General features: G+C 32.1%; 23 protein-coding genes and 2 pseudogenes. 3 read left to right on the top strand and 22 right to left on the bottom strand.

Annotated features, from left to right (window positions below):
- Window positions 1–255: 255 nt before the first annotated feature.
- The 6 genes from ABH960_RS24115 to ABH960_RS24090 form a co-directional block, all read right to left on the bottom strand.
- Entirely contained in the window at window positions 256–1,422 is a 1,167-nt protein-coding gene (locus ABH960_RS24115; RefSeq protein WP_404448930.1) for a hypothetical protein, read from the bottom strand.
- 538 nt (window positions 1,423–1,960) lie between these two features.
- Window positions 1,961–3,808, bottom strand: coding sequence for an FtsX-like permease family protein (locus ABH960_RS24110; RefSeq protein WP_199627548.1), 1,848 nt, complete (start codon window positions 3,806–3,808; stop codon window positions 1,961–1,963).
- Between the two features lie 16 nt (window positions 3,809–3,824).
- The gene (locus ABH960_RS24105) at window positions 3,825–4,586 is read right to left on the bottom strand and encodes an ABC transporter ATP-binding protein (RefSeq protein ID WP_404448862.1); all 762 of its coding nucleotides are present in this window, start codon (window positions 4,584–4,586) and stop codon (window positions 3,825–3,827) included.
- Between the two features lie 721 nt (window positions 4,587–5,307).
- Complete coding sequence (locus ABH960_RS24100) at window positions 5,308–5,967, bottom strand: CatB-related O-acetyltransferase (RefSeq protein ID WP_404448860.1); 660 nt, start codon at window positions 5,965–5,967, stop codon at window positions 5,308–5,310.
- 376 nt (window positions 5,968–6,343) lie between these two features.
- A complete protein-coding gene (locus ABH960_RS24095; protein ID WP_002069316.1) occupies window positions 6,344–6,493 on the bottom strand; it encodes a hypothetical protein in 150 nt (49 codons plus the stop codon).
- Between the two features lie 359 nt (window positions 6,494–6,852).
- Complete coding sequence (locus ABH960_RS24090) at window positions 6,853–8,322, bottom strand: aminoacyl-histidine dipeptidase (protein ID WP_016102002.1); 1,470 nt, start codon at window positions 8,320–8,322, stop codon at window positions 6,853–6,855.
- Window positions 8,323–8,573: 251 nt separating this feature from the next.
- Here ABH960_RS24090 and ABH960_RS24085 point away from each other — a divergent pair, with 251 nt between their 5' ends.
- A complete protein-coding gene (locus tag ABH960_RS24085) occupies window positions 8,574–8,963 on the top strand; it encodes a YxeA family protein (protein ID WP_033733970.1) in 390 nt (129 codons plus the stop codon).
- Window positions 8,964–8,983: 20 nt separating this feature from the next.
- On the opposite strand, the gene spoIISB is transcribed toward ABH960_RS24085, so the two are convergent.
- The 14 genes and pseudogenes from spoIISB to ABH960_RS24015 form a co-directional block, all read right to left on the bottom strand.
- Window positions 8,984–9,160 (bottom strand): stage II sporulation protein SB, encoded by a 177-nt coding sequence (gene spoIISB / locus ABH960_RS24080; RefSeq protein WP_003189253.1) that lies wholly within the window; start codon window positions 9,158–9,160, stop codon window positions 8,984–8,986.
- Between the two features lie 75 nt (window positions 9,161–9,235).
- The gene (locus tag ABH960_RS24075) at window positions 9,236–9,361 is read right to left on the bottom strand and encodes a hypothetical protein (protein ID WP_000588712.1); all 126 of its coding nucleotides are present in this window, start codon (window positions 9,359–9,361) and stop codon (window positions 9,236–9,238) included.
- 112 nt (window positions 9,362–9,473) lie between these two features.
- The gene (locus tag ABH960_RS24070; protein ID WP_113936499.1) at window positions 9,474–10,214 is read right to left on the bottom strand and encodes a type II toxin-antitoxin system SpoIISA family toxin; all 741 of its coding nucleotides are present in this window, start codon (window positions 10,212–10,214) and stop codon (window positions 9,474–9,476) included.
- A 338-nt stretch (window positions 10,215–10,552) separates the two neighbouring features.
- The gene (gene gpmA / locus ABH960_RS24065) at window positions 10,553–11,290 is read right to left on the bottom strand and encodes a 2,3-diphosphoglycerate-dependent phosphoglycerate mutase (protein WP_002032137.1); all 738 of its coding nucleotides are present in this window, start codon (window positions 11,288–11,290) and stop codon (window positions 10,553–10,555) included.
- A gap of 153 nt (window positions 11,291–11,443) precedes the next feature.
- Complete coding sequence (locus ABH960_RS24060) at window positions 11,444–11,920, bottom strand: MarR family winged helix-turn-helix transcriptional regulator (protein ID WP_002017049.1); 477 nt, start codon at window positions 11,918–11,920, stop codon at window positions 11,444–11,446.
- Window positions 11,921–12,370: 450 nt separating this feature from the next.
- Window positions 12,371–12,784, bottom strand: a complete 414-nt coding sequence (locus tag ABH960_RS24055; RefSeq protein WP_002012925.1) for a VOC family protein — start codon at window positions 12,782–12,784, stop codon at window positions 12,371–12,373.
- A 118-nt stretch (window positions 12,785–12,902) separates the two neighbouring features.
- Window positions 12,903–13,613 (bottom strand): class I SAM-dependent methyltransferase, encoded by a 711-nt coding sequence (locus ABH960_RS24050; RefSeq protein ID WP_113936503.1) that lies wholly within the window; start codon window positions 13,611–13,613, stop codon window positions 12,903–12,905.
- 106 nt (window positions 13,614–13,719) lie between these two features.
- Complete coding sequence (locus ABH960_RS24045) at window positions 13,720–14,481, bottom strand: ABC transporter ATP-binding protein (protein WP_113936504.1); 762 nt, start codon at window positions 14,479–14,481, stop codon at window positions 13,720–13,722.
- Window positions 14,482–14,493: 12 nt separating this feature from the next.
- Window positions 14,494–16,832 (bottom strand): annotated as a pseudogene (locus tag ABH960_RS24040) (ABC transporter permease).
- 6 nt (window positions 16,833–16,838) lie between these two features.
- On the bottom strand, window positions 16,839–18,101 hold the full coding sequence (locus ABH960_RS24035) for an MFS transporter (protein ID WP_404448855.1): 1,263 nt from the start codon (window positions 18,099–18,101) through the stop codon (window positions 16,839–16,841).
- A 46-nt stretch (window positions 18,102–18,147) separates the two neighbouring features.
- Window positions 18,148–18,783 (bottom strand): TetR/AcrR family transcriptional regulator, encoded by a 636-nt coding sequence (locus ABH960_RS24030; RefSeq protein WP_404448853.1) that lies wholly within the window; start codon window positions 18,781–18,783, stop codon window positions 18,148–18,150.
- Window positions 18,784–19,178: 395 nt separating this feature from the next.
- Entirely contained in the window at window positions 19,179–19,658 is a 480-nt protein-coding gene (locus tag ABH960_RS24025) for a DUF1648 domain-containing protein (protein ID WP_404448851.1), read from the bottom strand.
- A gap of 276 nt (window positions 19,659–19,934) precedes the next feature.
- Window positions 19,935–21,287, bottom strand: a complete 1,353-nt coding sequence (locus ABH960_RS24020) for a DEAD/DEAH box helicase (protein WP_113709454.1) — start codon at window positions 21,285–21,287, stop codon at window positions 19,935–19,937.
- 73 nt (window positions 21,288–21,360) lie between these two features.
- Window positions 21,361–21,630, bottom strand: coding sequence for a hypothetical protein (locus ABH960_RS24015; protein WP_404448849.1), 270 nt, complete (start codon window positions 21,628–21,630; stop codon window positions 21,361–21,363).
- A gap of 90 nt (window positions 21,631–21,720) precedes the next feature.
- Here ABH960_RS24015 and ABH960_RS24010 point away from each other — a divergent pair, with 90 nt between their 5' ends.
- Window positions 21,721–22,479: a hypothetical protein gene (locus tag ABH960_RS24010; RefSeq protein ID WP_404448847.1), complete on the top strand. Its 759-nt coding sequence runs from the start codon at window positions 21,721–21,723 to the stop codon at window positions 22,477–22,479.
- A 44-nt stretch (window positions 22,480–22,523) separates the two neighbouring features.
- Here ABH960_RS24010 and ABH960_RS24005 read toward each other — a convergent pair.
- Window positions 22,524–22,955, bottom strand: a pseudogene (locus ABH960_RS24005) (MBL fold metallo-hydrolase); the annotation flags it as partial.
- 203 nt (window positions 22,956–23,158) lie between these two features.
- Here ABH960_RS24005 and ABH960_RS24000 point away from each other — a divergent pair.
- Entirely contained in the window at window positions 23,159–23,488 is a 330-nt protein-coding gene (locus ABH960_RS24000) for a YkvA family protein (RefSeq protein ID WP_404448845.1), read from the top strand.
- A gap of 273 nt (window positions 23,489–23,761) precedes the next feature.
- Here the strand turns inward: ABH960_RS24000 and ABH960_RS23995 are convergent, their stop codons facing one another.
- Window positions 23,762–24,997 (bottom strand): MFS transporter, encoded by a 1,236-nt coding sequence (locus ABH960_RS23995; RefSeq protein WP_404448843.1) that lies wholly within the window; start codon window positions 24,995–24,997, stop codon window positions 23,762–23,764.
- Between the last annotated feature and the right edge of the window lie 199 nt (window positions 24,998–25,196).

The following is a 25,196-nucleotide window of genomic DNA, read 5'->3' as shown; positions in this document are numbered from 1 at the left end:
AATGACCAAAAGTAACATAATCGATATAAAAGATAACGTCTTAAATATTGTTCAAAATTTTCTTTAGATTCATTTACAATTAATAATTTTTCTTCTTCATTAAATTTAGCTTTTAATAAAAAAAATTATTTTGAGATTCCTTCTTTTAATTAATTTTTTTTGATTACACCGGTAGTGTATATAACTTATAAAATGAAAAAAGAATCCTCTTCAATACGCTCTTTAAAGAAAATTCTTTTTCAAATCGTATTTTCTTTACTCGTTACTTATTTTCACCAGTTTTTCTCCTTGTTCTAAAAGTGTTTCATAGTCATTGTTCTCTTTAATTTCTTTGATTTTATTTTCAATTGTGGGCGTATTATTTATATTAAAGTACGTATTTAATACTTCATATGGTGTCTTTCCTTGTTTGATTGCACTATCTTCAATAGCTTCTTTCCATGGAATATTTACTTTGTCCATGCTTAATTCAAGGGCTGAACCAGTCTCATATCTCATATTCCGCTCTAAAAACCTTGGAGATTCTGCCTGTCCATTAGCAATGAAGTTGAACGCCTCCATAAAAGTAACATGATATGGCTTCTGTTTCTTTGCAAGTACCATAAGATTTCCACCAGTTAATTTACTATAACGATACTCTAAGTATCGTGCTGAACCTTCTATTGCTTCAGTTTTTGTTTCTCCAATTAATTGAGGCCATTTTTTATAGCGATAGTTACGTACAATTGTCCAATCATATAATGCCTGATTAATACTTTCTGGGTTCGTATCAATCATTGCTTTATCTAATAGCTTAAATTCTAATCCCATTAGCGCGTAATTTTCTTTATTAATCGGATATTCGTGAATAGACTCTCCACCATTTGCATCATATGTCCAATCTTTTTGTTTATAAGCATGAAAACCTTCATGTAATAAGAAAGATGAAAAATCAAAATATAAATCTGGATTACTAAACATTTTAGGATGATATTTTAAATAAAATACATCCATATCGTTAATATTTATTGTCCCAAGGTTCCAAGGAATCCAGGTAGAAATAGTTCTAAAATCAAAACGAGTTAAGCGATAGACTTTAGATAGATGCAGAGAATTTGAGACTTTTATTTCCTTTGCAAAAATACTATTTTCTAATCCCGTTACATTAACTGCATAAGCTTCTTGTCTAAAGAATCCCCCGTCTTTATTACTACGTATCAGAACCAATGGCATTTTTTCGAAGCGATAATCTTCATTCCAAAGTTTATCACTCGATTCTTCGAAGCTCTTATAAATAGTAGATAATTCTTTTAACATGTTTTGATCCGTGTTATCTAAAGACTTAAACTCTGTATGATATGTTTTATTTAAAATTATGCTTCCCAACATAATTCCTATAAATATTACTAATAAGATTAAAATTACCTTTAAAAATTTTTTCAACACACACTCCTTTTCTAAAACGATAATCCTTATGATGAATAAAGTTTACAAGTTTTATGTTTATTTACACTCTTTTGGTGCAAACCCAATTTTAAATAATAGCTATAATAGACACAATGAATACAAGATATTTTTTTGAAAATTGTTCTATCCTGTCAAAATTCCGATAATAGTTAACAATTAATATTGGATGATTATTCAATTTTATTGTAAGGGGATAGTGCAAGAGTTCCTACAAATAAGGTTAAAGTAGTACTCAATGTAGGAACGATGCTATTTTCCCTCTTCTTTTCCCTTCATTATTAAGATATAGAAAGAATAGTATTTTTCTCTTTTAATTGCTCATACATATCTTCTTGTAAGTTATACATGAAATGCGCCCCCTACTTGTATTTACTTTTTTTCTAACACTTTCTGCCGCTCATTGCTGCATATTTGTATCTCAAATCCACTTTCTATTTTGCTTACATGATATTTTTTCACTTCATCATAACGGGGGCCAATTATGATGATACTTAGTATACATAACATTATTACATTAACCTTCTTTCGGAAGTACAATTCTTTTATACAATTGAACTGTAATCCAGTAGTAAATCGAGTAAATCACTATGAAAATAACAATTGGTAACCAAATACGAAAATACGGATCGATTAAAAGAGGGCCAAACATATTCATACCAACTAATATGTGAACAATCCCGATAATTGCTGGGACTAAGAATACGAAGGATAACTCCTTATAAATCGATTGTGTTAATAATTCCTGGCGAACACCAATTTTACGAAGCATTTGGTAACGTATACTATCTTTAGATGCACCAGATAGAATTTTAAACATTAAGCAACTTGCCATCATTGCTAAAAACGCAATTCCAACGAAGAACCCCATAAACATTAGTCCGCTGGAAAAACCTTGATTTGCAATATATTGTTGATACTTACTATACAGCTCTTCAGATTTCACATTTTTATACTTAACTACCTGTAATTCATCAAGTTTTTTCCATTCTTTTAAATATGCTTCAAAATCATCTGTTTTCCCAATAAACACAGTACTTTCTTTACCTTTCATACTATCGTATATGTTTTGATCTACAATTTTTATTTTATGATTAGGATATATATAATTTGGCTGAATTGTTTCGAAAGCGTCGCTCCATTGTTTTGATTTTGCATCCTCTTTACCCCATTGTCTTGACAATGCAAATGCATCCATGGGAATCTCTTCTGAAACTTTCATTATCTTCTCATTTTTTCTATCTTTTACTAAAGGATGATTGTTCTCTAGCTCTTCTTTTATATAATAAACATACTTATCATCTACTTTGTAACGATATTCAAGTTTCTCTTGAAATAAAATACTACTCAAAATGTTCTTTTCTTCTGCTGTTGGATTATGAACTACCGAATCGTAAATTGTTCCTTTATCAGTCTGCTTTAAAACGTCGTTTTTAAATGCCATACCACACGCAATTCCACCTGCTCCAAGGGCTACTAAGATTGCTACCGTCGCAAGCACATTTGTTAAGCCATTAATGCGGAAGTTTAATTGAGCAAAGGTAAAAGCATTAAGCCCTTTTTCACTACGCTTTTTATTACTTTTTATTTTTTTTATCATAACTGGGAGAAGTGATCCAAACAACATGTAAGTACTAACAGTTGCTGCGATTAATCCAAGAGCCATTAATGTAGGAACGGTTCCTAGATTTTTTGCCTGTGGTATATAGAGCAATGATGCATAACCAATACCTAACAAAATCAGACCAAGTAATGCAACTACAACTGTCATTTTTCCTTTTACCGCGCCACGCTCTGTTTGTGCACCTGCATGTACAAGTTGTAATATAGAAATACGTGACAATTTAATACTATTCATACTTGCTGATAGTACAAATAATGCAAAGAAGAAGATGCAAGTAACGACCATTGATGGAATGTACAAAGCTTGGTAACCTTCTCCAGTCAACTCCAATTGTTTCATTAATAACTGTCCGATACCTTCTGCAAGTCCTACACCACTTGTAATCCCAATCACAAGTGACGCCGCACCTAATATAATTGTTTCAAGGAACATCAGTAATGTAACTTTATACTTTTTTGCTCCTAACATCATATACATACCAAACTCTTTTTGGCGAAGAGATAATAAGAAAGAGTTTGCATACATAATGTAAAAAAATGTTACAATCGCTAATAAAGAGGAACCTATTTGGAATATTAATACAATAGGACCAATGTTTGCATTAGATTCAAGGAACACTTTATTTAGTGATAGCGTTTGAAACATATAGAAAGTAGAAATAGATACAATAAGACCAATAAGTAATACAATATAATCTTGCAATTTACTTTTCAACCCTGACATGGAAAGTTTAAATAACATGCCCAAACCTCCTTTCTTACGCTTTTTGTGTGCCTAAATCTGCAAGCACGTCTAAAATTTCTTTATAAAACTCTTCACGTTTACCACCACGGTAAATTTCTTTATATAACTCACCATCTTGAATGAATAAAATACGCTGACAGTAACTTGCACTGTATGGATCATGCGTAACCATCATAATCGATACGCCTTGTTCTTTATTTAAATTTGTCATCGCATTAAGTAAACTAGTTGCATTTTTAGAATCAAGAGCTCCTGTTGGCTCGTCCCCTAAAATAATTGCAGGCTCATGCACTAACGCACGTGCTGCTGCTGAACGCTGTTTCTGTCCACCAGATACTTCAGATGGGTACTTTTGAAGTATTGTTACAATCCCTAACATATCAGCTACCTTTTCTACTTTCGGCCCAATTTTTCGTGATGGGACACCTTGAAGGGATAATGGAAGTGCAATGTTTTCGTAAATAGATAAATTCTCTAATAAATTAAAGTCTTGGAAAATGAATCCTAACTTTTGCGAACGGAAATCAGAAAGCTCACCTTGCTTCATTTTCGTAATATCCGTTCCTGCAATTTCAATAACGCCACCTGTCGCTTTATCAAGAGTTGAAATTACATTTAATAATGTCGTTTTGCCAGAACCAGATGGCCCCATAATCCCAACAAACTCCCCCTCTTGAATCGAGAATGAAACACCTTTTAATGCATGTGATTGATTCTCACCTTTTTTACCGTACACTTTTTGAATGTTTTTTACGTCTACAACTGGTTTCGTCATATATATCCTCCTACGTTTGTATGATTGATAAGCTACTGTTTGAGTTATGTCTTTTTCGTTTCCACTTGCAATGCTTCATCTGTAAAAGTATTAAACTTGTCCACCACCAATACACATCCTTTTATTTTTCAAAATAATAAGTCCTTTCATACTTTTGTAATACATAAAAATGGGTATCAAACGGGATTTATTGTATTTAATTTGAATATCCATTTTTAGTAATACATGTAATAGACAATCTAAGTAATAAATATGTTCCCCTTTAAGATAAGAAAGCACTAGATGTTTTGTTAAGAAAACATAATGAATTGCACATAAAAAATCCCTTTTCGCCATCTCACAAAAAAAGAATCATTGCTGCAGATTTTATAAACTGTATAATGGCCGGCTCATGCACAAGTACACATGTTGCTGTCCACCAAATACTTCAGGTGAATACTTTTGGAATATCGCTGAAACTTCTAATATATGAGCTACCTTTTTTCTACTTCCTGGCGAATACTTCGTGATGGAAAACCTTACAGGGAAAATGAAGAAACAATTTTGTTCAATCATTTGAATTATAAATAAAATATATTAAGAACTACTGGTTATATTTCGTAATTTTTCTTAAGATAATTTATAAAAACTAAACCATAATGGGGAGATTATTTCATAATTGTTTCTAGTACAAATAATAAAAAAACTACATCCTATATTGAATGTAGTTTTTCTAGCTGATTTATTTATTTTTCACTTCATTTTTATAAAAAGTAAATAATGGTTCAATGGCTGGACTAGATAAAAGAGGAATTACCTTCTCAATCAATTCTCTATCCCAATCAAACCAACGCATTTCCATTAGCATATTAATTTCTGTATCAGTGAACCGTTTTTTTATTTCCTTAGCAGGATTACCGCCCACTATTGTATATGGCGGAACATCTTTACATACGACAGATCCTGCCGCAACGATTGCACCTTCACCGATTGTAACGCCAGGCATTATTGTAGCATTCATACCAATCCAGGCATCACTTTTAATGACTGTATCACCCTTCGGTTCATAAGATTGTCCGATTTGCTCAGCGAATGGATACACTGTAATCCATTCAGCGTGATGATTATGATTCCCACCCATTAGAATGACAACTCCACTTGCAATACAAACATAATTTCCAATAATGAGCTTATCAAGATGCCAACCCATCTGTTCAATTGGATTGAAAAGTGTTTGGGACTTAGCATCGCCCCATAAATACCTTACACAACCATCTTCAAAATTTTGATTTCCATAATACCCTGAATAATAGGAGTACTCTCCTACTTCAATGAGTGGATTTGTTACTATATCTTTTAAATACTTTGTTTCAGACCAATGATTAAATAATGGATGCTTCATAACTATATTCCTCGCTTCTAAGTATTGTAGATTTTTGCAATTTCCTTAGAAGCTTAATACGACAGCGACATTTTTAAACTTTTTCAAACGACGAATCATTATCTTCAAGCCTTTCAGTTATAATGAAAAATCATAACGTAATAAATTACACAAGTCAAATTAACCAAGTTATAATAAATCCGAGAATGCGGATTTACAACGCTAAGGAAATGTCACTTATTAAAAAAGCCGATTTCCATCTCAAGGAATCGACTTTTTAGTTCATTAAGTAAGAGGTTTGAAAAAATAGCCTGTATATATTTGAACGATGAATAACTTACCTATTTTCTTGTGTTTGTTTGCATTACATAAAGAAAATTCAGAAAAACATAACGTATTATTTATCTGTTTGTTTTTGCTTCTTTTTCAAATACTCCGCACGCAATTTTTCAAGTTGCTGCTTTTTATCAAATTTGGCAGGCGTCTGTTTTTCATGAAACTTTGCCACAGCTGCCTGACCTTTGTAATCCAATTGATATTTCCCCACTTTGTTCACCTACTTTTCTTGTCTTTAAAGAGAATCTATTCAACAAATATAATATACCTTATTTTACTGAAGTAAACCTTATTAGTCAAAGGAACTTAAAGTAAAAAGCTTGATAATAAGGGGAAAACCAATCTAAAAAGTCGCTTTTCTTAGGTAAGGGAAAGCGACTTTTTGTGTAGTCTTATTCAATTAAATGGACCGATTGTTGAAGAAAGAGATACTCTGCAAAATAGATCTTTTTATCAAACTTTATTTTAAATCAACAATAGGTAAATTTCTTGGCCATTATTTTGCTTCACATAAAATTCTATACAAAAAAGCAACCTATAAATTTAGGCTGCTTTTTATTCCGTCTTTTATTACTTAGCTAATTCTTTCGTTCCCTGCATTACATCAACGAAAAATCCCCAGTTATTCACAACAGAAGAAATACTAATATGTTCATCTGGAGTGTGAACATTAAAGATATCTGGACCGAATGAAATAGCATCTAACTCAGGCATTTTTTGAACAAATACACTGCACTCAATTCCTGCATGTACTGCGAAGATTTCAGCATCTTTGCTGTATTTTTCTTGGTGCACTTTTTCGAATAAATTACGGATAGGCGAATTAGGATTATATGGCCACTCTGGATATTCAGACTCTTTTTCAAATGTTGCCCCTACTAATTCCGCAATATACTTAATTTCATCTACAATATGTTGTTTTAAGCTACTTACAGAACTTCTCACTTCGCTTCGTAATTTAATCTCATCTTGCAGTGTTTGAATAACTCCTAAATTAGTTGAGCTTTCTACAAGACCTTTAATATCCATGCTCATACTTTGTATACCATTTGGAATTAAGAATAATGAAGAAATAAGCTGTTTTTGTGTTTCTTTAGAAAAGACTTTTTCCGCCTTTTCTTCTACTTTTGTAAGTGAAACATGAACATCCGGATCAACAGCACGTAGCTCTTCTTGTAACATACGTGTCCATGATTTTAGTTTTTCTTCTACTTGCTGTACATCTTCTGCACGTAATAAAATTGTAGCTACACTTTCACGCGGAATTGCATTTGTTTTTAAGCCGCCATGAACTTCACTCATATTAAACTGAATGTGAAGTGATAAATCACGTAAAACTCGTCCTAATACTTTATTCGCATTACCGCGTTGTTTATCAATTTCCAAACCAGAATGTCCACCTTTAAGTCCCCCAACATATAGTCGGTATGTGTCCATATCTACTGACGCTTCATCCCAAATCACTGAAATCGTTTCAACTGCTTTCGCACCACCTGCGCTACTCACTAGTAATTTATGATCTTCTTCAGAATCAATATTAATAAATATTTTTCCGTCAAAATGATTTGAATCAACAGCGAATGCACCGCCCATTGTCGTTTCTTCTTCAGTTGTAATAACAACTTCTAAAGCTGGATGCGGGATGTCTGTTGAATCCAATAATGCTAATGCATATGCAACGGCAATACCATTATCAGCACCTAAAGTAGTTTCGTTTGCATATAACATATCTCCAATAATCCTTAATTCAATTGGATCTTTCTCAAAATCATGAACTGTCGCTTGGTTTTTTTCACACACCATATCAGAGTGCCCCTGAATGATAATAGCTGGAACATTCTCATAACCAGAAGTAGCTTCTTTTTTTATAATGACATTTAACGCTTCGTCTTGAATAACTTCTAAATTACGTTCCTTTGCGAAACTCACTAAGTAATCACTAATTTCTTTTTCATTACCTGATCCTCTAGGAATCTTTGAAATTTCTGCAAAATGATAAAATACAGGGTGCTTTGTTAATTGTTCTAAAGTAGAATACATTTTTAAGCTCCTCTCCAATTGACAAAATAATATGTACGTCCTTTATTATTATACCATGATTCATTATTTTACTTTTATTTTAAGATTTCAAAAATTCATTATAACCTATTCATTCCATCCTCATATTTTTTAATTTAGTGTAAATAAGCTATACTCTTACAAGATTGTAAGAGTGCTGTAATCAAAATCGATTTTTCTATTTAAAAAATAACCGCATACTTTAAATACATAATTTAAAGGAGATAATGAAAATGAAAAAATTTTTATCTGTTATTACACTAAGTTTATTATTTTGCAACTTAACTATCGGGTGCGAAAGAGCTTCTCTAAATAGAATCGGTAAGGATGTATATTACGTACAGATAAAAGGTGAAGGGTTTATTGAAAAGATAGAAGGTAGAAACTTACGGAACTACACATTGCCGGCATATGATGAAGATGGAGTAAGAAAACAAATTACATTTAGAAGTAAAAAACAATCAAACGATCAAAAATTAAATGAAAAGGCATTTTTGTGCATTTATGTAGACCAAGAAAATAAAGATAAAAATGAAATATCATCGATTGAAGTAAAATCCTATGAAGAAATTCAAAAAGCGGATTTACCTTTAAAAGTAAAAGAAAAGTTTAATGCAAAATAAAAAAATACAGGAAAATGCTCTTATGCATTTTCCTGTATTTTTTTCACTCGAGCATATTTCGAACTATTACTATCCATAAGTTTTTCTAAACGATTTATATTTTCTGTTAATGCACCTTTCACAAGAGAGAAATCTGTATTTGATTCTTCTTTTTTAGTTTTAAAAAACGAAGATTTTTGAGCATTTACTTCTGCCATCTCTTCTCCCCCTTTTCAAAAAGATACAACCTTTTATTTATATTATATAGCAAATGCAGACAGAGTGTACACGTATCATTTTCTTTTTAATTCTTCTTCTAACTCTTCTACTTGCTGCAAAGTATCTCCTTTTATTAAAGAGAAATCTGTTGTATCTTCATTATCTTCTTTAAAAAAATCATTGTCATAATCTTTTATCACTACAATCACCTCTACGTGCTAGTGTAGGAATGATTGTCCAATTTTATACAAGCTTGTCTGAATTTGTTCTCCCTTTATGTATAGGTGAAAAGGACAGAAAAAGATTCTGTCCTCATTTACTAAAATAACTATGATGAATTGTTAAATTATATACATTTTCAAAATCTCGATCTTGAAGGTTATTTTTCTTCCCATCAATAACAATGAAAACATCACTAACTATTTTTGCTGGTATAATTCCGACATTTTCTACTTGCACCGCTTTCTGCTCATTCAATTGCTCGATGTGTTCTAATGGAACCATAATACTAAATTGAGAGCGGATACCACGAAAGTTTGTATTTAATTCCTTCACCGCTTCAAATACAACAATTTTCGCACCAATCTTTTCCCCATATGAATCTAAAAATGTGTTTAAGCTTTTTGTATATTCCTCTTCCGTATGCCATTCCATTGTCCCAAAGGCTGTTGGATTCACATTTTGAATAATTGTCGTATATATTTCTCCCCTTGCTTTTGAAGCAATTAATGACCTTTTAATTGATTGGACCGTCTTTCCAATATCGCTGAATTTTGCGCCCCATATTTCTGAAATATTTGGTGTCAAAATGAATGCAATATCAACGAAAATTACCATCGCAGTAAACATTAAAAGATTTTTCCAGAGGGTTAAATCTATTCCTTTTATCGTGAAATAAACTGTGACTGATGTTATGAACAAACCGTACCACGTTTTTCGAATTCGTTGTTTCTTCTCCTCGTACAACTCTTCATTTCTCCAATAAAAGAAAACAAGAACAATAAAGACGATTGCTAAAATAAATAAGCCAATTCGAATGTTAGAGATCGTCAATCACATCACCCTCCATTCCAAAACTACTCACGATACCATTACATGCGCAAACAGCTCTCTTTATGACAAAAGACGTGGACAACCTTCTAAAGTTAGCAACATCGCATATACATTAGAAACAGGCCACGTCTTTTATCCCGCATTAACGGGCAGTAAGCCCCCCCACCTCAAAATTCAGCGAAAGCAAAGACGTTAGGTGCGGGATCAACTGCCCATAAAAGCCCGATTGGTGAAGGCTAATAATCAGTGCGGGATGAACACCCTCCACTGATTAAAGTTTCACTTTATCATGAATCTACATTGTATATGTAGACAAGCATGCGTTTCAAATTTTCATGTTAAAAAGAAATATGTTTCGGAATTTCCCCTTCAGGTACTTCTCCATCCATACTTAAGTAATAATGACGAATCGGACGTAATTTTTCATCTAACTCATAAACAAGCGGAATGCTAGTTGGAATATTTAATGAAACCACACCATCACTTGAAAGGTTGTCTAAGTATTTCACTAGCGAACGAATTGTATTACCGTGCGATGAAATAATTACTTTCTCACCACTTTTTAATGACGGTGCAATTTCTGAATGCCAATAATCAACTACTCTTTTCTCCGTATCCTCTAAACATTCAGTCAATGGGAATTCATCTTTTTTTAACGTTTTATATCTTGGATTGTTCGCCTCATATCGAGGATCATCTTCAGTAAGTGCAGGCGGTCTCACATCTATACTTCTTCTCCAAATATGAACTTGTTCATCTCCATATTTTTTTGCAGTTTCGTCTTTATTCAATCCTTGTAGTGCACCATAGTGGCGTTCATTCAACTTCCATGAGTTATGTATAGGGACCCAAGTGAGATCCATTTCATGCAGTACAATCCATAATGTACGAATTGCTCGTTTTAGTACCGAGGTATACGCAACATCAAATGTATATCCATTCTTTTTTAATATTGTTCCTGCTTCTCTCGCTTCACTTAATCCATTCTTTGATAAATCCACATCTGTCCATCCTGTAAATCGATTTTCAAGATTCCACAAACTTTGTCCGTGACGAATGAGTACAAGTTTTATCATTATAATTCCCCTCTCGGAAATATGAATTTTAAAATTTCAATACGTACACATATAAAGTTTTTGGCAATGTGAATTTTTTATCCATAGTTGCCAAATATACAGATAAAAATTTATGATTTTTCAAACTATAAAACAAGATACTGTTTCTATCTTTTATTCTACTGGTATTTCACGCTTAGACGTCCATGCATCAAATCCTGAACGGCTATTTGCCATTTCATTCATAACTTGATGCCAATTTTCTTCACACGATTCGCCAAACTGTGAGAAAATAGCTCCCATTTGTTCTCTTTGAACATCGCTCAGTTTTTTCTCTAAGTCTGTTCCTTCTTCTGTTAAAGACAGCTGTTTCACACGACGATCATGTGCAGCTTCATTACTCTCAATAAGTCCTTTATCTAACAGTTGGCGCAACGGTCCGTGAAGAGCTTGTTTACTTATTTCTAAAAGTGATAACAGCTCATTTACACTAAGCCCTGGAAAACGAGCGATAAAAAACAGAATTCTATGATGTACACGCTGTATACTATACTCTTTTATTATTTCATCTGGTTTTTCTGTAAAAGTTTTATATGCAAAGTAAAATAATGCTAATGCCTCATTCATTTGCTCTTCTTTATGTTGTGTCATCTACTTTCCCCCTGTATGTAAATTATACCACAACTCAATTATGAATAATTGAGTTGGTATATTGAGCCTAATTTCTTCATTCTAAAACCAACAAATTTCAACTATTATATTTTTTGAAGGTTGTTTAATTCGTAAACCATACCTTCAAATAAAGTATCCAAATTACTTTTTAAAGACTTCTTCCAGTTAATGAATTCCATTACTAGATAAGCTAAAAAATTAAATTAGCAGTTTTATATTATATACAAACCTAAAGTTGTTATAAATACAACGGGTAGCTAAATCTATTTTAATCTTATTGAATAACGATGGTCTTTCTTCTTTAGTTATAACAATGCAACGTTTTTTAAAAACCAGTGACGTTTGTAAAACAAAAAATAAAAGGGATGATACATATTAATCTTGAATCATCCCTTTTGTTATGACGTTAATGTCACCATATTATTTTAATTATTCATCTCCAGCAAGAGTTAACTGCCAAGACACACCATACTTATCATTTAACCAGCCAAACTTTTTACTAAACGGATATGAACCTAAAGGCATAAGAACTTTTCCATCTTGTGCTAGTTTATTAAAAACGGTTTCGATTTCCTCTTCCGTATCACAAGTTACATAAAGAGACATAGCTGGAGTGAATGTAAAATCATGCTTTACATAACTATCAATACACATGAACTCTTGTCCATTTAGCGTAAAAGTTGCATGAATTACAGTTCCCTCTTTACCTGGTCCATTCTCATCATAACGAGAGATACTTACAATTTCTGATTGATTAAATAGCGATGTGTAAAAATTCATCGCTTCCTCAGCTTTGCCCTCAAACATTAAAAATGTAGTGATTTTTTGATTTGTGTTACCCATTTAGAGACATCCCCTTGTTATGTATTTATGCAAAACATACATCGGACAATAAAACCGAACGTATATTCTTATAAGTGTATTGTCTATAAAAACCATGAGTTTGTCAATTATCTATGTTTTATTTCTTCTTAAATAATGCTGTCCAAAGAAATGATTCTCCAAACATATTATTTGGTTGTTCAATTTGCTTCATTTTTCTAATTTCAATTACTTCAAATTCTTTAAATATCTCTCTTAACTTTTCTTCTGAATATGCAAGACCACCTTGCAAACTCCATCCTCTATACACATCCCAGTCCGTTATTTCCGATCCATTTCGCTCATTCAAATCACCTGCTGCAAAACATGTTAATCCGAAATAACCACCCGATTTTAATGAGTTTTTAACTAGATCAACATAATTCATTCTTCTATGTGGTGGAACGTGATGCAAGCAACCGGAATCATATACAAAATCATATTCATCTTGAAAATCCAAATTAAAAATCGATTCACAAACAAATTGTATTTCTATTCCGTTTTCTAATGCTCTCTCTTTCGCCCAATTAATACCTTCTATAGATAAATCTACTGCTGTTACATCAAATCCCTCATTCGCTAAATAAATTGCGTTTCTTCCTGGACCACATCCAAGTTCTAATACTTTCCCTTTTGAAACACTCTCTTTTTGTATATACGAAACTAGATTCTCATCTGGAACATTTTCAAAAAACGGAACATCTTTTTCTCTATTCACATAAAATTCATTCCAAAATGGTTCTGCAGGTCTTAATAATGAATCAAGCATTTTTAATATATCTTCTTGTGTACGTAACGTTTCATTTTTCATTTATACCCCTCCATAATCAATAGTCAGAAAATTATTATATCTCTTTTTGAACTTTCAAACAAAGAAAAAACTCCTATATTCAATAGGAGTCAAAAATATTATCTCTTTAAAATCCAAGTACGGTTAACCATTTTAACAACTGCTCTTCTCGCACTTTCAAATCATCGTCTCTATACTTACCCATCTGTATTTCGCTAACAATTTCCCCGTCCACCATAAAAAGAACTCTTTCTGTTTTAGCTGCTACCTTTACGTCATGAGTAACTAGCAAAATTGTAGTTCCCATACGGTTTATATTTGCTAAAATATCCATTACCTCTTCTGTCGCTTTTAAATTCAAAGCACCCGTTGGCTCGTCAGCAAAAATAATATTAGGTTTATTTATGAGTGCTCTACAAATAGATACCCTTTGTAATTCTCCTCCTGATGCTTCAGTTATATTATTAGTTGCAATTTGACTAATTCCCGTTTTTTTCATCAATTCAAGTGCACGTTTATTTATTATTTTCCTGCTCTCAAATTTTGCTAAATACGCAGGCAAAACTATATTATCAAAAAGATTCAAATTTCTAAGAAGATTGCTCTGTTGAAAAATAAATCCCATTTCGCTGAGTCGTAATTTTGCTAACACTTCTTCTTTCATACATGTTATTTCTTTACTATCAACTTTCACACTTCCTGATGACATTTGATCCATTCCGCTAATATTATATAGTAACGTCGATTTCCCTGAACCAGAAGGTCCCATAACCGATATAAACTCTCCCTCATAAATCTCTAAATTTATATTTTTTAACATATGGTAAGTTTTATTTCCATCCATTTCGTATTTTTTATTTAATTGTTTTACTTCTAAAATTTTTTTCAAATTACACACCTCCTACTCCCCATTTAGCTTTAAATCATTTGTTTGTTTCACTGTAAAACTACTGAAAAGTGTTGCTACGGTCACAGATATAAATAAAATAGCTGGACAAATTACATAAGAAATGATTGGATTAACAACAAACTTTATGTGAGCTGCTCCCATAAATGAACCTAACCAGCTTATTAGTGTTTCTCCAAACGTAGCAGCTATAAATGTCCCTGTTAAAATACCTACTAATACTATAGAAATAGAACGAGTAACATATTGTATACGAATATCTTTGTAGGAAAAGCCGATACTTTTCATAATTAATATTTGCGAAGAATTTTTTACCAATAACATTTTAAAAAACATCGCAGTTATTAAAACCGATATCAATATAGCAATCAAAATTGCCACTTGTGTCACGAGTCTTAATTGTTTAATTGTCTCTCCTAAAGTTTGAGATAAATAATTATCCGTATCTGTTATTTTTGCAGAATTAAAATTTTGTTTATACTCCTTCACTTTTTCTTGTAGATTCACTTTGGGTTTCATATCTACATTTACTACGTACCATAATATATTTTCTTTATTATAAGAAAAACTCGCTTTAGCTGTTTTTCCTCCATTCGTTACATCTTGATATATACCACTAATAGTTAGCATTTTCTCTTTTCCTTCTACAAATAAAACGATTTCATCCCCTATATTCTTTTTTAATTCATTTGCGTTCATATAAGAGAGAGCGATCTCATTTTCATTTTTTGGTGCCATACCTTTAACATATTCTATTGGAAATTGGGCGAAATCTCCCACTTCTACATTTAAGTTTTCATGTGTACCATCAGCTTTCACCATTTTAAATGTACTCGTTACAAATGCTGCATATTTTTCTACCTCTTCATCGTTTCCGACATACGATATAACGTCATTAAACCGTTTTTCTATATTTTCAGATTGCTGTAAATCTATTCGTATATCACTCTTTCCTGTTCCCATATAATTAACAAATTGCGGTGACTGAATCGTGTACAAAAAGTTAACTGGTACAACAATCATGAACACTGCAATAATTAAAACGATACTTAATACTCGATATAACTTAAATCGTTTCACTACATCTTGTATACCAATAAATATATTTACATTTGTAATTTTAGTTTGATAGAGAGAAAAAATCTTCTAATCTTTCTTTTTCCTAGTTTATCTCTTGATCGTAAAGCGTCTATTGCTGTAATTCTCCTGAAATTCCGCAAAATGATGCGGCAAAAAAGGCTAACGGCTAGAAATAACAATGTTGTGACTATCAATGGCACAACATAATATAAAATACTTTTATTAGCTGTCCCCATATAAAGTGCGATGTTAGAGGTAAATATTTTTGTAACAAATAACGAAAGGATATATCCACATATACATCCGATAGCTGAAATAACAACATATTTTGTTACATATAGTTTTTGAATATCTTTACTTTGAATGCCTATAGCTTTCATAACACCAATTTCCCGATAATCTTCTTCCATTGAAGTCATAATCGTAAATCTAATACATAAAATCGCGATTAGCATTAATAATGCACTTATAATGATCAGCACTGCAGCTATTATTCCATCTGTTAATGAATTGAGTGTTTTAAAGAGTGAATACGTAATAGAGGGACCTTTTTGAGGTAAGTTTGATGACTGGTATAAAGTTTCAAATTCATTTATTTTATTTAAATCTGTTAGCTGGAATTCAATAAGATATTCACTTTCTCCAAAATTACCCTTTATTCTTTCGAAGTCTTCATCGCTTATTACAAATCGTTTTGAACTAACAAGTGATGGGTTCATTTGAACATCACGAACAAATGCCGAAATAGTAAATTCTAGCTCATTATTATTTTTCACAAGCCTTACTTTATCTCCAATACGCAAATTATATTTTTGCATATAATAAATTGGTACACCTATTTCCCCTTTCCTAACATCGATCAATTCATTATTTAAATCTAATAAAAAGTCAACAATAGTATTTTGCTTAACGAAGCTAATGTCCATTACACTATTATGTTCCGCTTGATTTTTCTTCTTTATAAAAATGTTAGATCCGCCTATTTGAACCATCTCTGCTGTTTGTTGTTTTTTTACAAAAGGAGTTTGCGCTACAAATGAATCAATTGACTTTTGGTTTATTTCTCCGGCATGCATTTGTACGAAGTGCGGTGCGTTTGATGCTTTAAACAATTGATCCGTTGAGTTCAATAGATTTATAACGTTACTTGAAGCACTTGCGATTAAAAGACTTGATAACATGATAAACATAAATAGAATGGTAATTATCATTTTATTTTGAGAGAAATCTCTTTTTAACATTCTCCTAATCATATGGAGCTAGTTCCCTTCATTCCATAATATTTTCTTCGTCACTATCGCTATTATTATCATTATGAAACTAATAACTAATATAGGTAAATAAATTTTCATACTGAATCCTTCAAACATAAAACCATAAATGACTTGCCCAATTGGTGCCATACATTGAGATACCGCTGTTATAATTGCCATTACTTTTCCTAGGTTTTCATTTGGTGTTTTCTTTTGGACTACAGTAATCACATAGATGGATACAATTGTCACGATCATTGCAATTAGAATAGAAGAAAGTATAAAGAGGATAAATGGTGGATAATATCCTAAATTAAGAATAACTGGCGTAACTGATAGTGCCATTGGTAGTACTAATAAAGCTATTAAAAGCATCCAGTAATACAATGTTTTCATCTGTAGCTTTTTCGCAAAAAAACCTATTGATAATGCACCCAAAATAGTAGCAAAATCGATCAATCCCATTCCAATTCCGTATAACGTGTCGCTACTTTCCATTGTTACTCGTATAATAATTGGAGCGCCAACAACAAATAGCGGTGTAAGTATTAAATTTAGTAATGCAGCTAAAAGCATAGATTTCAAAATAAATGGTTGTTTTAAAACATATATAAATCCTTCTTTCATATCCTTTACAATTGTCGGTATTATATGGCTTTCTCGTGCTCTTTTTATAAAAGGTATTTTAATAAACATTTCTAAAATCGCAGATAAAAAGAAAGCAAGAAAACTTATTATTACGAGCATTTTCAAACCAATTATGCCGTACAGTATTCCTCCTAATACAGGAGCAACTATATTCGATAATGCTTGCACACCATTTACGATACCGTTCGCTTGCTCTAACTTATTCTCTGGAACTAATTGCGGAATACTCGCCATTACAACAGGTGAATACATTGCACTAACGACTGCTAGTAAAAACATAATTGTTCCAATCAATATAATAGATACAGGTCCAGTAAATAACAAAACTATAAAGCTTAATACAATCGCAGCGTTGATAAAGTCAAAAATAACCATTAAATTACGGCGATTGAAACGATCTGCTATCGCTCCGCCGAGAGGAGCTAGTAAAAACGGAATACTCGTTACCGCATATAATCCTGCGAATATATCAGCACGCCCTGTTATATCTAGCACATATAATGACAGGGCAAAACGTAAAAGTGTTGAACCTAAAATAGTAATGATTTGTCCACTCACCATTAAGTGAAAATCTTTCATCGAAGACCTTATACTAGCTGACATACTTATCACACCTTTCATTCGATTCAGACCGACTGTCGGTCGATAATATCCAAACAGAAAATTACTATTTCTGTTTGATTAAAACCTCCACCATGTAATCAAAGGCTCCCTCTTTCGCTCCAACAGATGCTTCCATCATTTTGATATAAGCTTTAGCCCTCCTCATCATTTCTTCCGGCTTCCACTGGAATAAACCCTCATCAAATATGACTTGTGCTGAAGAGAGTAATAATTCAATCGTTTCTTGTGGGTATGGAGTAGAAAATATGCCTTCAGCGATTCCTTGTTCTAAAATCTCTGCTAAAACAGGAGATAAATGAATAATTGATTGTACTATACTTTTTTGATGCATTTCCGCATTATTTGGCTGATGAAATTGTTCAATCATTTTATCTTTTACATCTCCTGATTTTGGTGATTGTTCCATTAAAACTCGAAATAACTTATCCAAAACTGTGATATTAGGGTTAGAGACAATTGCTTTCGCTTTAGCAACATCAGCTTTAATAATCCTCATAATAATTTCATCCATTACTTCTTCTTTCGACTTAAAATAATGATAAAACGTCCCCTTTGCTATACCAATCTCTTTTAAAATGTCATTTACTGTAGTTTTCGTATACCCTTTTGTAACAAACAAACGTTCAGCAGTTTCTAAAATTTCATTTCTACGCTCCCCATATTCTTTTACGATCCTCATTCATGTACTCCTTCCTACGGACCGACTGTCGGTTTATTTAAAGTATATGTTTAGTATGTGAAAAGTTTCCTGTTATCGTACATATACAACAACCTACTTTATATTTCCTTTATGAATTTTAAAATTTATTTTTAATACGGTGAATGAAATTTTAAAATTTCATTTTTGGCATCCCCTGTAGAAAGACATTAAGGTTATTAAATTTTAAAACTGCAAACACGCATACCCCCGTCCTAAAATTAAGATGGAGGTAAAATAAAGTTGTTTAATTTTGGATTTAAAAAACTTCCCTATACGAAATTTATAATAAATTCATTTAAAATTCTAAATTACATCCCATAATAGCGCCCGATAACGAAATAATGTCATAAATTAGAATATTTATTCACTCCGTATTATTTAATTTTCCGTTTCCTTATTATTCCTATAACAATTGGAATAACTGTTCCGATAATTATTATTGGTAAAAATAATTTACCTAAACCCCCGCTCCAACCTAAAACTATTGAAATTGTCTCAAATTGGATTAAAGCAAAAATAACTAAACAAACATTTTTTAATTGATTAATCATTTTTCGGCTATTTAAATAAAACTGCTTAGCATTCGATTCATTAAATCTTTGTGGATAGTTATTAACTTCTGGAAACTTCTCTAAAGTCTGCATTAAAAGTAGTATAAATGTCCCGATTCCTGGTAGAGTAAAAAGTTCCCATTTTGACCCCCAGCGATCTACAGCCCCATTTGCGTTATAATGTCCCGGTACTTCCTCAGGTAATCCTCCCCAAATGGTGATCAAAAAAATTATTGATCCTAAGAAAAATGAATATCCAATGATATCCCAAATCCATTCACTTTTTGTTTTTTGGATTTTCATTCTAGGTCTTCCCCATGAATTCACTATATTTCTCCTCCCCCTTCTACGATATCTATAGTAATACATATCCTGTATTACATTTTAAATTCCGATTCATATAACCAAATTATCTCAAATTTACGATATTTTCTCAATTGATTATTATAGAATATGTCCCAATTATTAAATAACAGGACTCGTATTTTTTAGAAAATCTCATTATCTTTCAAACGACTTCATTGTATAAAAATAAAAAAGAGCCGCAATTATTTGCGCCTCTTTTAAAATTATAACTATTTAACGGCCACGTCTTTGCTGACCTTGTTTTGCACTACTTTTCTTATTACTTGGCTTATTAAATGATCGATTGTTATCATTTCTAGAACTATTTCTTGAATCGTTTCTTGGTCCACCTTTTGAACCACTTCTTGAACCTTCACGGCTATCTCTTTGACGATATTGACCTGATTTCTTTGGAGCCGGCTTTTGTACCGGTTTTCCATTTTCATCTACATTTTTTATCATCGGTTGTTCGATTATTTCTCTTTGTATTGGTGCACCAAGCGTTTTTTCAATTTCTTCTAAATGTTTTTCATCTTTCGCTGCAACGAACGTAATTGCAAGACCTGATCCACCTGCACGTCCTGTTCGGCCAATGCGGTGAATATAACTTTCTACATCTTCAGGGATATCAAAGTTAAATACGTGCGTTACACCATCTACATCAAGTCCACGAGCTGCTACATCAGTCGCAATTAAGTACTGAATTTTAGCTTCGCGGAAACTCTTCATAACTCTTTCACGTTTCGCTTGAGGTATATCACCATGAAGTTCAGCACAATTATAACCTAGTCCTTTTAAATTATCATAAAGCTTACTTGCTCTAACCTTTGTACGACAGAAAATAACTGCTAAAAATGGCTGATCACGATCCATAACAAAACGAAGTGCATCTGGCTTTGCACGATCTGTCGTCTCAATGACACGCTGCTCAATTGTATCTACCGTTACTTCTTCACTTTGTACTTGAATCATTTGCGGCTCTTCCATATAACGTTTCGCCAATTTTTTAATATCTTTTGGCATCGTTGCTGAGAATAACATCGTTTGTTTACTATCAGGTGTCTCATCTAAAATATCTTCAATATCATATAAGAATCCGAAATAAAGCATTTGATCTGCTTCATCTAGTACAATCGTTGAAAGATTACTTAAATCAATTGTTTCACGTCGTATATGATCTAATAATCGTCCTGGTGTCGCTACAACAATATGTGTATTACCTTTTAATTTTCTCAATTGTTGTGCTACATCTTGTCCACCATATATCGCTAGTACATTAATATCTTCTCTTTGAACAAGCATTTTTTTAATTTCAGTTGTAATTTGCAGTGCTAGTTCCCTTGTTGGTGCAACAATTAAAGCCTGAACATCACTAGACTCTGGATCGATTTTTTCTAAAATCGGTAACACGAATGCTAACGTTTTACCCGTTCCTGTTTTCGCCTGCCCAATAATATCTTTACCTGACATAATAACAGGAATTGCCTTCTCCTGAATCGGTGTTGCTTCTGTAATTCCATTTTCACGTAATGTATGATTAAAAGTTTCACTAATTCCTAATTCTAAAAAGTTTTTCAAATAGACCACTTCTTTTCCTTATTTTTCACATTAGCTTTCATTGTACCATTTGTTTCGCCAAATATGAAAAATAAAAAAATTCTTATCTTCTTTTTTTATATTCATCCTGTACTAGATGAACAAATTCTTTTTGTTTTTTCTCGGATTTTATTAATGCTTCCATATTTGCAGAAGTCAAAATATACTTTTTAATTTTTCTATTACTCCAAATTAAACTTGTATATTTCTGATCTTCGTGTAACCTTCGAAACCACTCAAATTCGCTTAATTTTGCAATATGATGTTTTAATTTCATGTCATTTCGAGGATAAAACAAAATAATATCTGAAATCACATCAAATAAAGAGCTCATAGCCTTCCCTCCTATGACTTCTATTACATATATACGTTCCTTTACATATATATTTAAAATTTACGGAAATATAGTTAGAGGGTGATAAAAGTGAACACTAAATTAATAAAGATTTTTTGCATATTTTTCTTACTATTTTTTCAATCCATCTCAATTATTATGGCCAAATCTCAAACCGATATAATAATTAAGTTTAAACACGCTTTACTTAATAATGATAAAAAATTAATGCAGTCATATGTAACAGAAGGGATTAAACTACCTACTTTCCCAAAAGATAAACCTATTCATGAAATTAAAGTAGTACCATCTCCAAAAGAGGACACTACAATTCTTATTTCTTATTTCAAAGACACTGATGATGTAAGTACTATCGGTTTCATTTTAGAAATAGTAACAAAAAATAAGAAAATATCTCAAATTAATCAAATTTATGATGGAACTAATCCGTTTATGAAAGAAGCTACTATTGTAAAAGAATATGAATTGAAGGTTAAACGGCATATACTAACACCTACAAAATTCCCATTCGAAATTCAGGGATTTCACGGTTACATCTATAACGATTACTTGGAACTACGTTACTATAATGATGATATTAGTGGAATTTTAAAAATCACTGTTTCACCAGTCCATAATAAATTAGACCAATATGTACATAGAGGAACCAAATTCTATCATTTAAACAATAATATAAAAGCATTATATAATCCTCATTTTGATTTCGCATATGAGCTTCTATTTCAAAAAGTTGGTTTTCAATATAAAATTGCAATTGGTAACAAACTGCATATAAAAAGAGAATTCAATGTTAATGATTTGATTCAAATTGCAGAATCTATGAATTAAAAAAACGATCTTTTTATTTTAAAATAGATCGTTTTTTTATTATTTTATACAGTGAGTTTCCCTCCATGATAGCAATAATACCTTGTTGCTTTAAGATTTTTAATCTTCTTTAAAGACTCCTCCGCTTTTTCTATATCTAAACAAAAGTTCGGATTCGCAATTACTAATTTTCGATTATCTTGAACAGCTGCATCTCCCGTAATTACACAATCCAAATTTGGAAAATATAATGAAATATGCCCCGAAGTATGCCCTGGCGTCGCCAGTATTTTACATTCATTATTCAAAATCATTTGACCATCATGTACTTTTTCATCAACAGGAATATGACTTACATTTTTTAACTGCTGTATAAACCATTCACCAAATTCCTTTTCTTCATTTTGCATATGTTCTAGCATTTCTTCAGCTTGAACCAACCTCTCTGATTTTATATCACCACTAATATAGATAGATTCAATTTCACTAGCAATAATATAAAATCATCCACATACATTTTACAATACAGACTATGTAACGGGACACTGTGCGTCGTTGCAAAACAAACATTATATTATTTTGAACAGGTAATTTCCTATTTTTATGGAATATACATAAGAAAAACAATAAAATTGATTATTTCCCTACTTCTTTGTCTATCCTTTTAAAAAATCTATGTTTTTGTAATAGGAGTGTTTATATGGAGAAACAGACCCTTTGGAAAAAATTCAAAAAAAGCTCAGCAAACCTCGGGAAATCAAGCGTATATGAAAGTATTATTTTATACTACACAATGAGAAAAAAAGGGTTACCTACTAAAGCGAAATTCATAATATTAGCTGCTTTATCTTATTACGTATTAGCAATCGACTTCATTCCAGATATAGCTGCTATTATTGGGATCGGCTTATTAGATGATGTTTTAGCAATCGCTATAGCGCATAAATTTGTAATGCGCTATGCGGACAGTGAAATTCGAGAAAAGAGCAAAGTAAAAATGGAGTCATTATTTACTTCAGCACAAGCATAATTAAACTATCTAGTCATTTACATAGCTTTTTACTTTCAAAAAAGCTAACTTTAATTATTGATAGTTCTATTTAACCTTCACCATGAGAGCATTACAGAATAAATTCTTAATTTTTCTTAGCTCTCAAACTGTAAACAAATAGGGGCCAGTACTTGTTCCTAAGTTCTGACACCCTATTATTTGTTCTTATATTTATCTGTTATACAATTCATTCAGGAAAGATTCCCGTAGAGACATCCTTATATAAAGAAAGACCATAATAGTGCAGATAGTTTATACAGTTACATGCGTCCCTTTATACAAAACTCCTATTACCACTACTATAAGAATCATCCCCATAAAAGCAGGAGCTGCATGACCAAGTGATACATAAATTTGCCCTCCAATAATTGGACCAATCATTCTTGCCAAAGCTTGAATAGATTGGCTACCACCTTGAATCCTCCCTTGTTCACTAGAATCGACAGACTTTGAAAGCATCCCATTGAATGAAGGTCCGAAAATCGAGTCACCAAAACCAAACAGTAACATCCCAACGATTAGAAGAGGATATAGGGAAAACAAAGCTGATGCTGCAATAAAACTGTAGCCAATAATCTCCGAAACCATTCCAAGTATAGCTATTTGTTTATCACTAAGCTTGATTAAAAGCTTTGGCATTATAAAAGCTTGTGAAATGATATCTTGAAAGCCCATAATTGAAAACATAAGTCCGATTTGTGCAGGCTTCCAGCTAAAAGTATCCATCGTAAATTGTGTGAAAATTGCTTGTAAAGATCCGTTAGGTATCCAAAGTAAAAACGCTGAGACAAGTAACCATTTTAAGTTTTTCATGGAAAGTATGTTTGCAAGTTGTACAAAAGGATTTAACCTTACAAAAGTAATCTCTTTTAACCTATTATTTTTGTCAAGACTCTCAGGCATATATTTCATCCCATATAAGACATTTAATAAAGTTATGAACGCTCCAAAATATAAAGGTACAGAATGACCAAACTTGGCAAGTAATCCCCCAAGTGTTGGTCCAATAATGGTTCCTGCACCTACCACTGCACTCACCCATCCAAAGTACTTCGTTCTCTGTTCTGGAGGAATGATATCTGCAAAATATGCAAAAATTGTACTTATACTCCCGCCTGTTATTCCTTCTATTATGCGTCCAGCAAATAGTACCCATAAAGCCCCTCCTATACCAAAAACTAAGTACCCGATTGCGGAACCGAAAAGGCATATTAAAAGTAATGGACGACGGCCATATTTATCGCTCAAAGCCCCGATTGCAGGAGCAGCGAAAAACACGCAGACAGCATAAACAGAGGTCAGTAGCGTAACAACTAGAGCCTGTTCTTCTGGACTACTTATATAAGGCTGCACTAAGAATGGCACTACAGGCATAATGATACTGAAACCTATACCACAAAGAAATACAGAAATAAGACCGAATATTAAAGCATGTTTATCTATGTTTTTTTCAGTTTCGCTTTCATTTTGTGATCTAAAAATAGACATTTAACTTCTCTCCTTAAAACATTTTGTCGCTTAGTCAACAAAATAATAACTCTGTTTTGTTGATTAGTCAACAAAAATACAATAATAAAAAGGTAGCCTTACTATAAAATGTACCCTATAGAATAGACACTGAAAAAAAAGTCTATTCTATAGGGTATTTCTTGTATAATGAGAGAAAATTGGGATCGGAGAAAGTTCA

Source organism: Bacillus sp. RC252 (genome assembly GCF_044909215.1).
In the GTDB taxonomy this organism is placed as follows: Bacteria; Bacillota; Bacilli; order Bacillales; family Bacillaceae_G; genus Bacillus_A; species Bacillus_A mycoides.
This window is presented reverse-complemented; position numbering and strand designations above follow the sequence as displayed.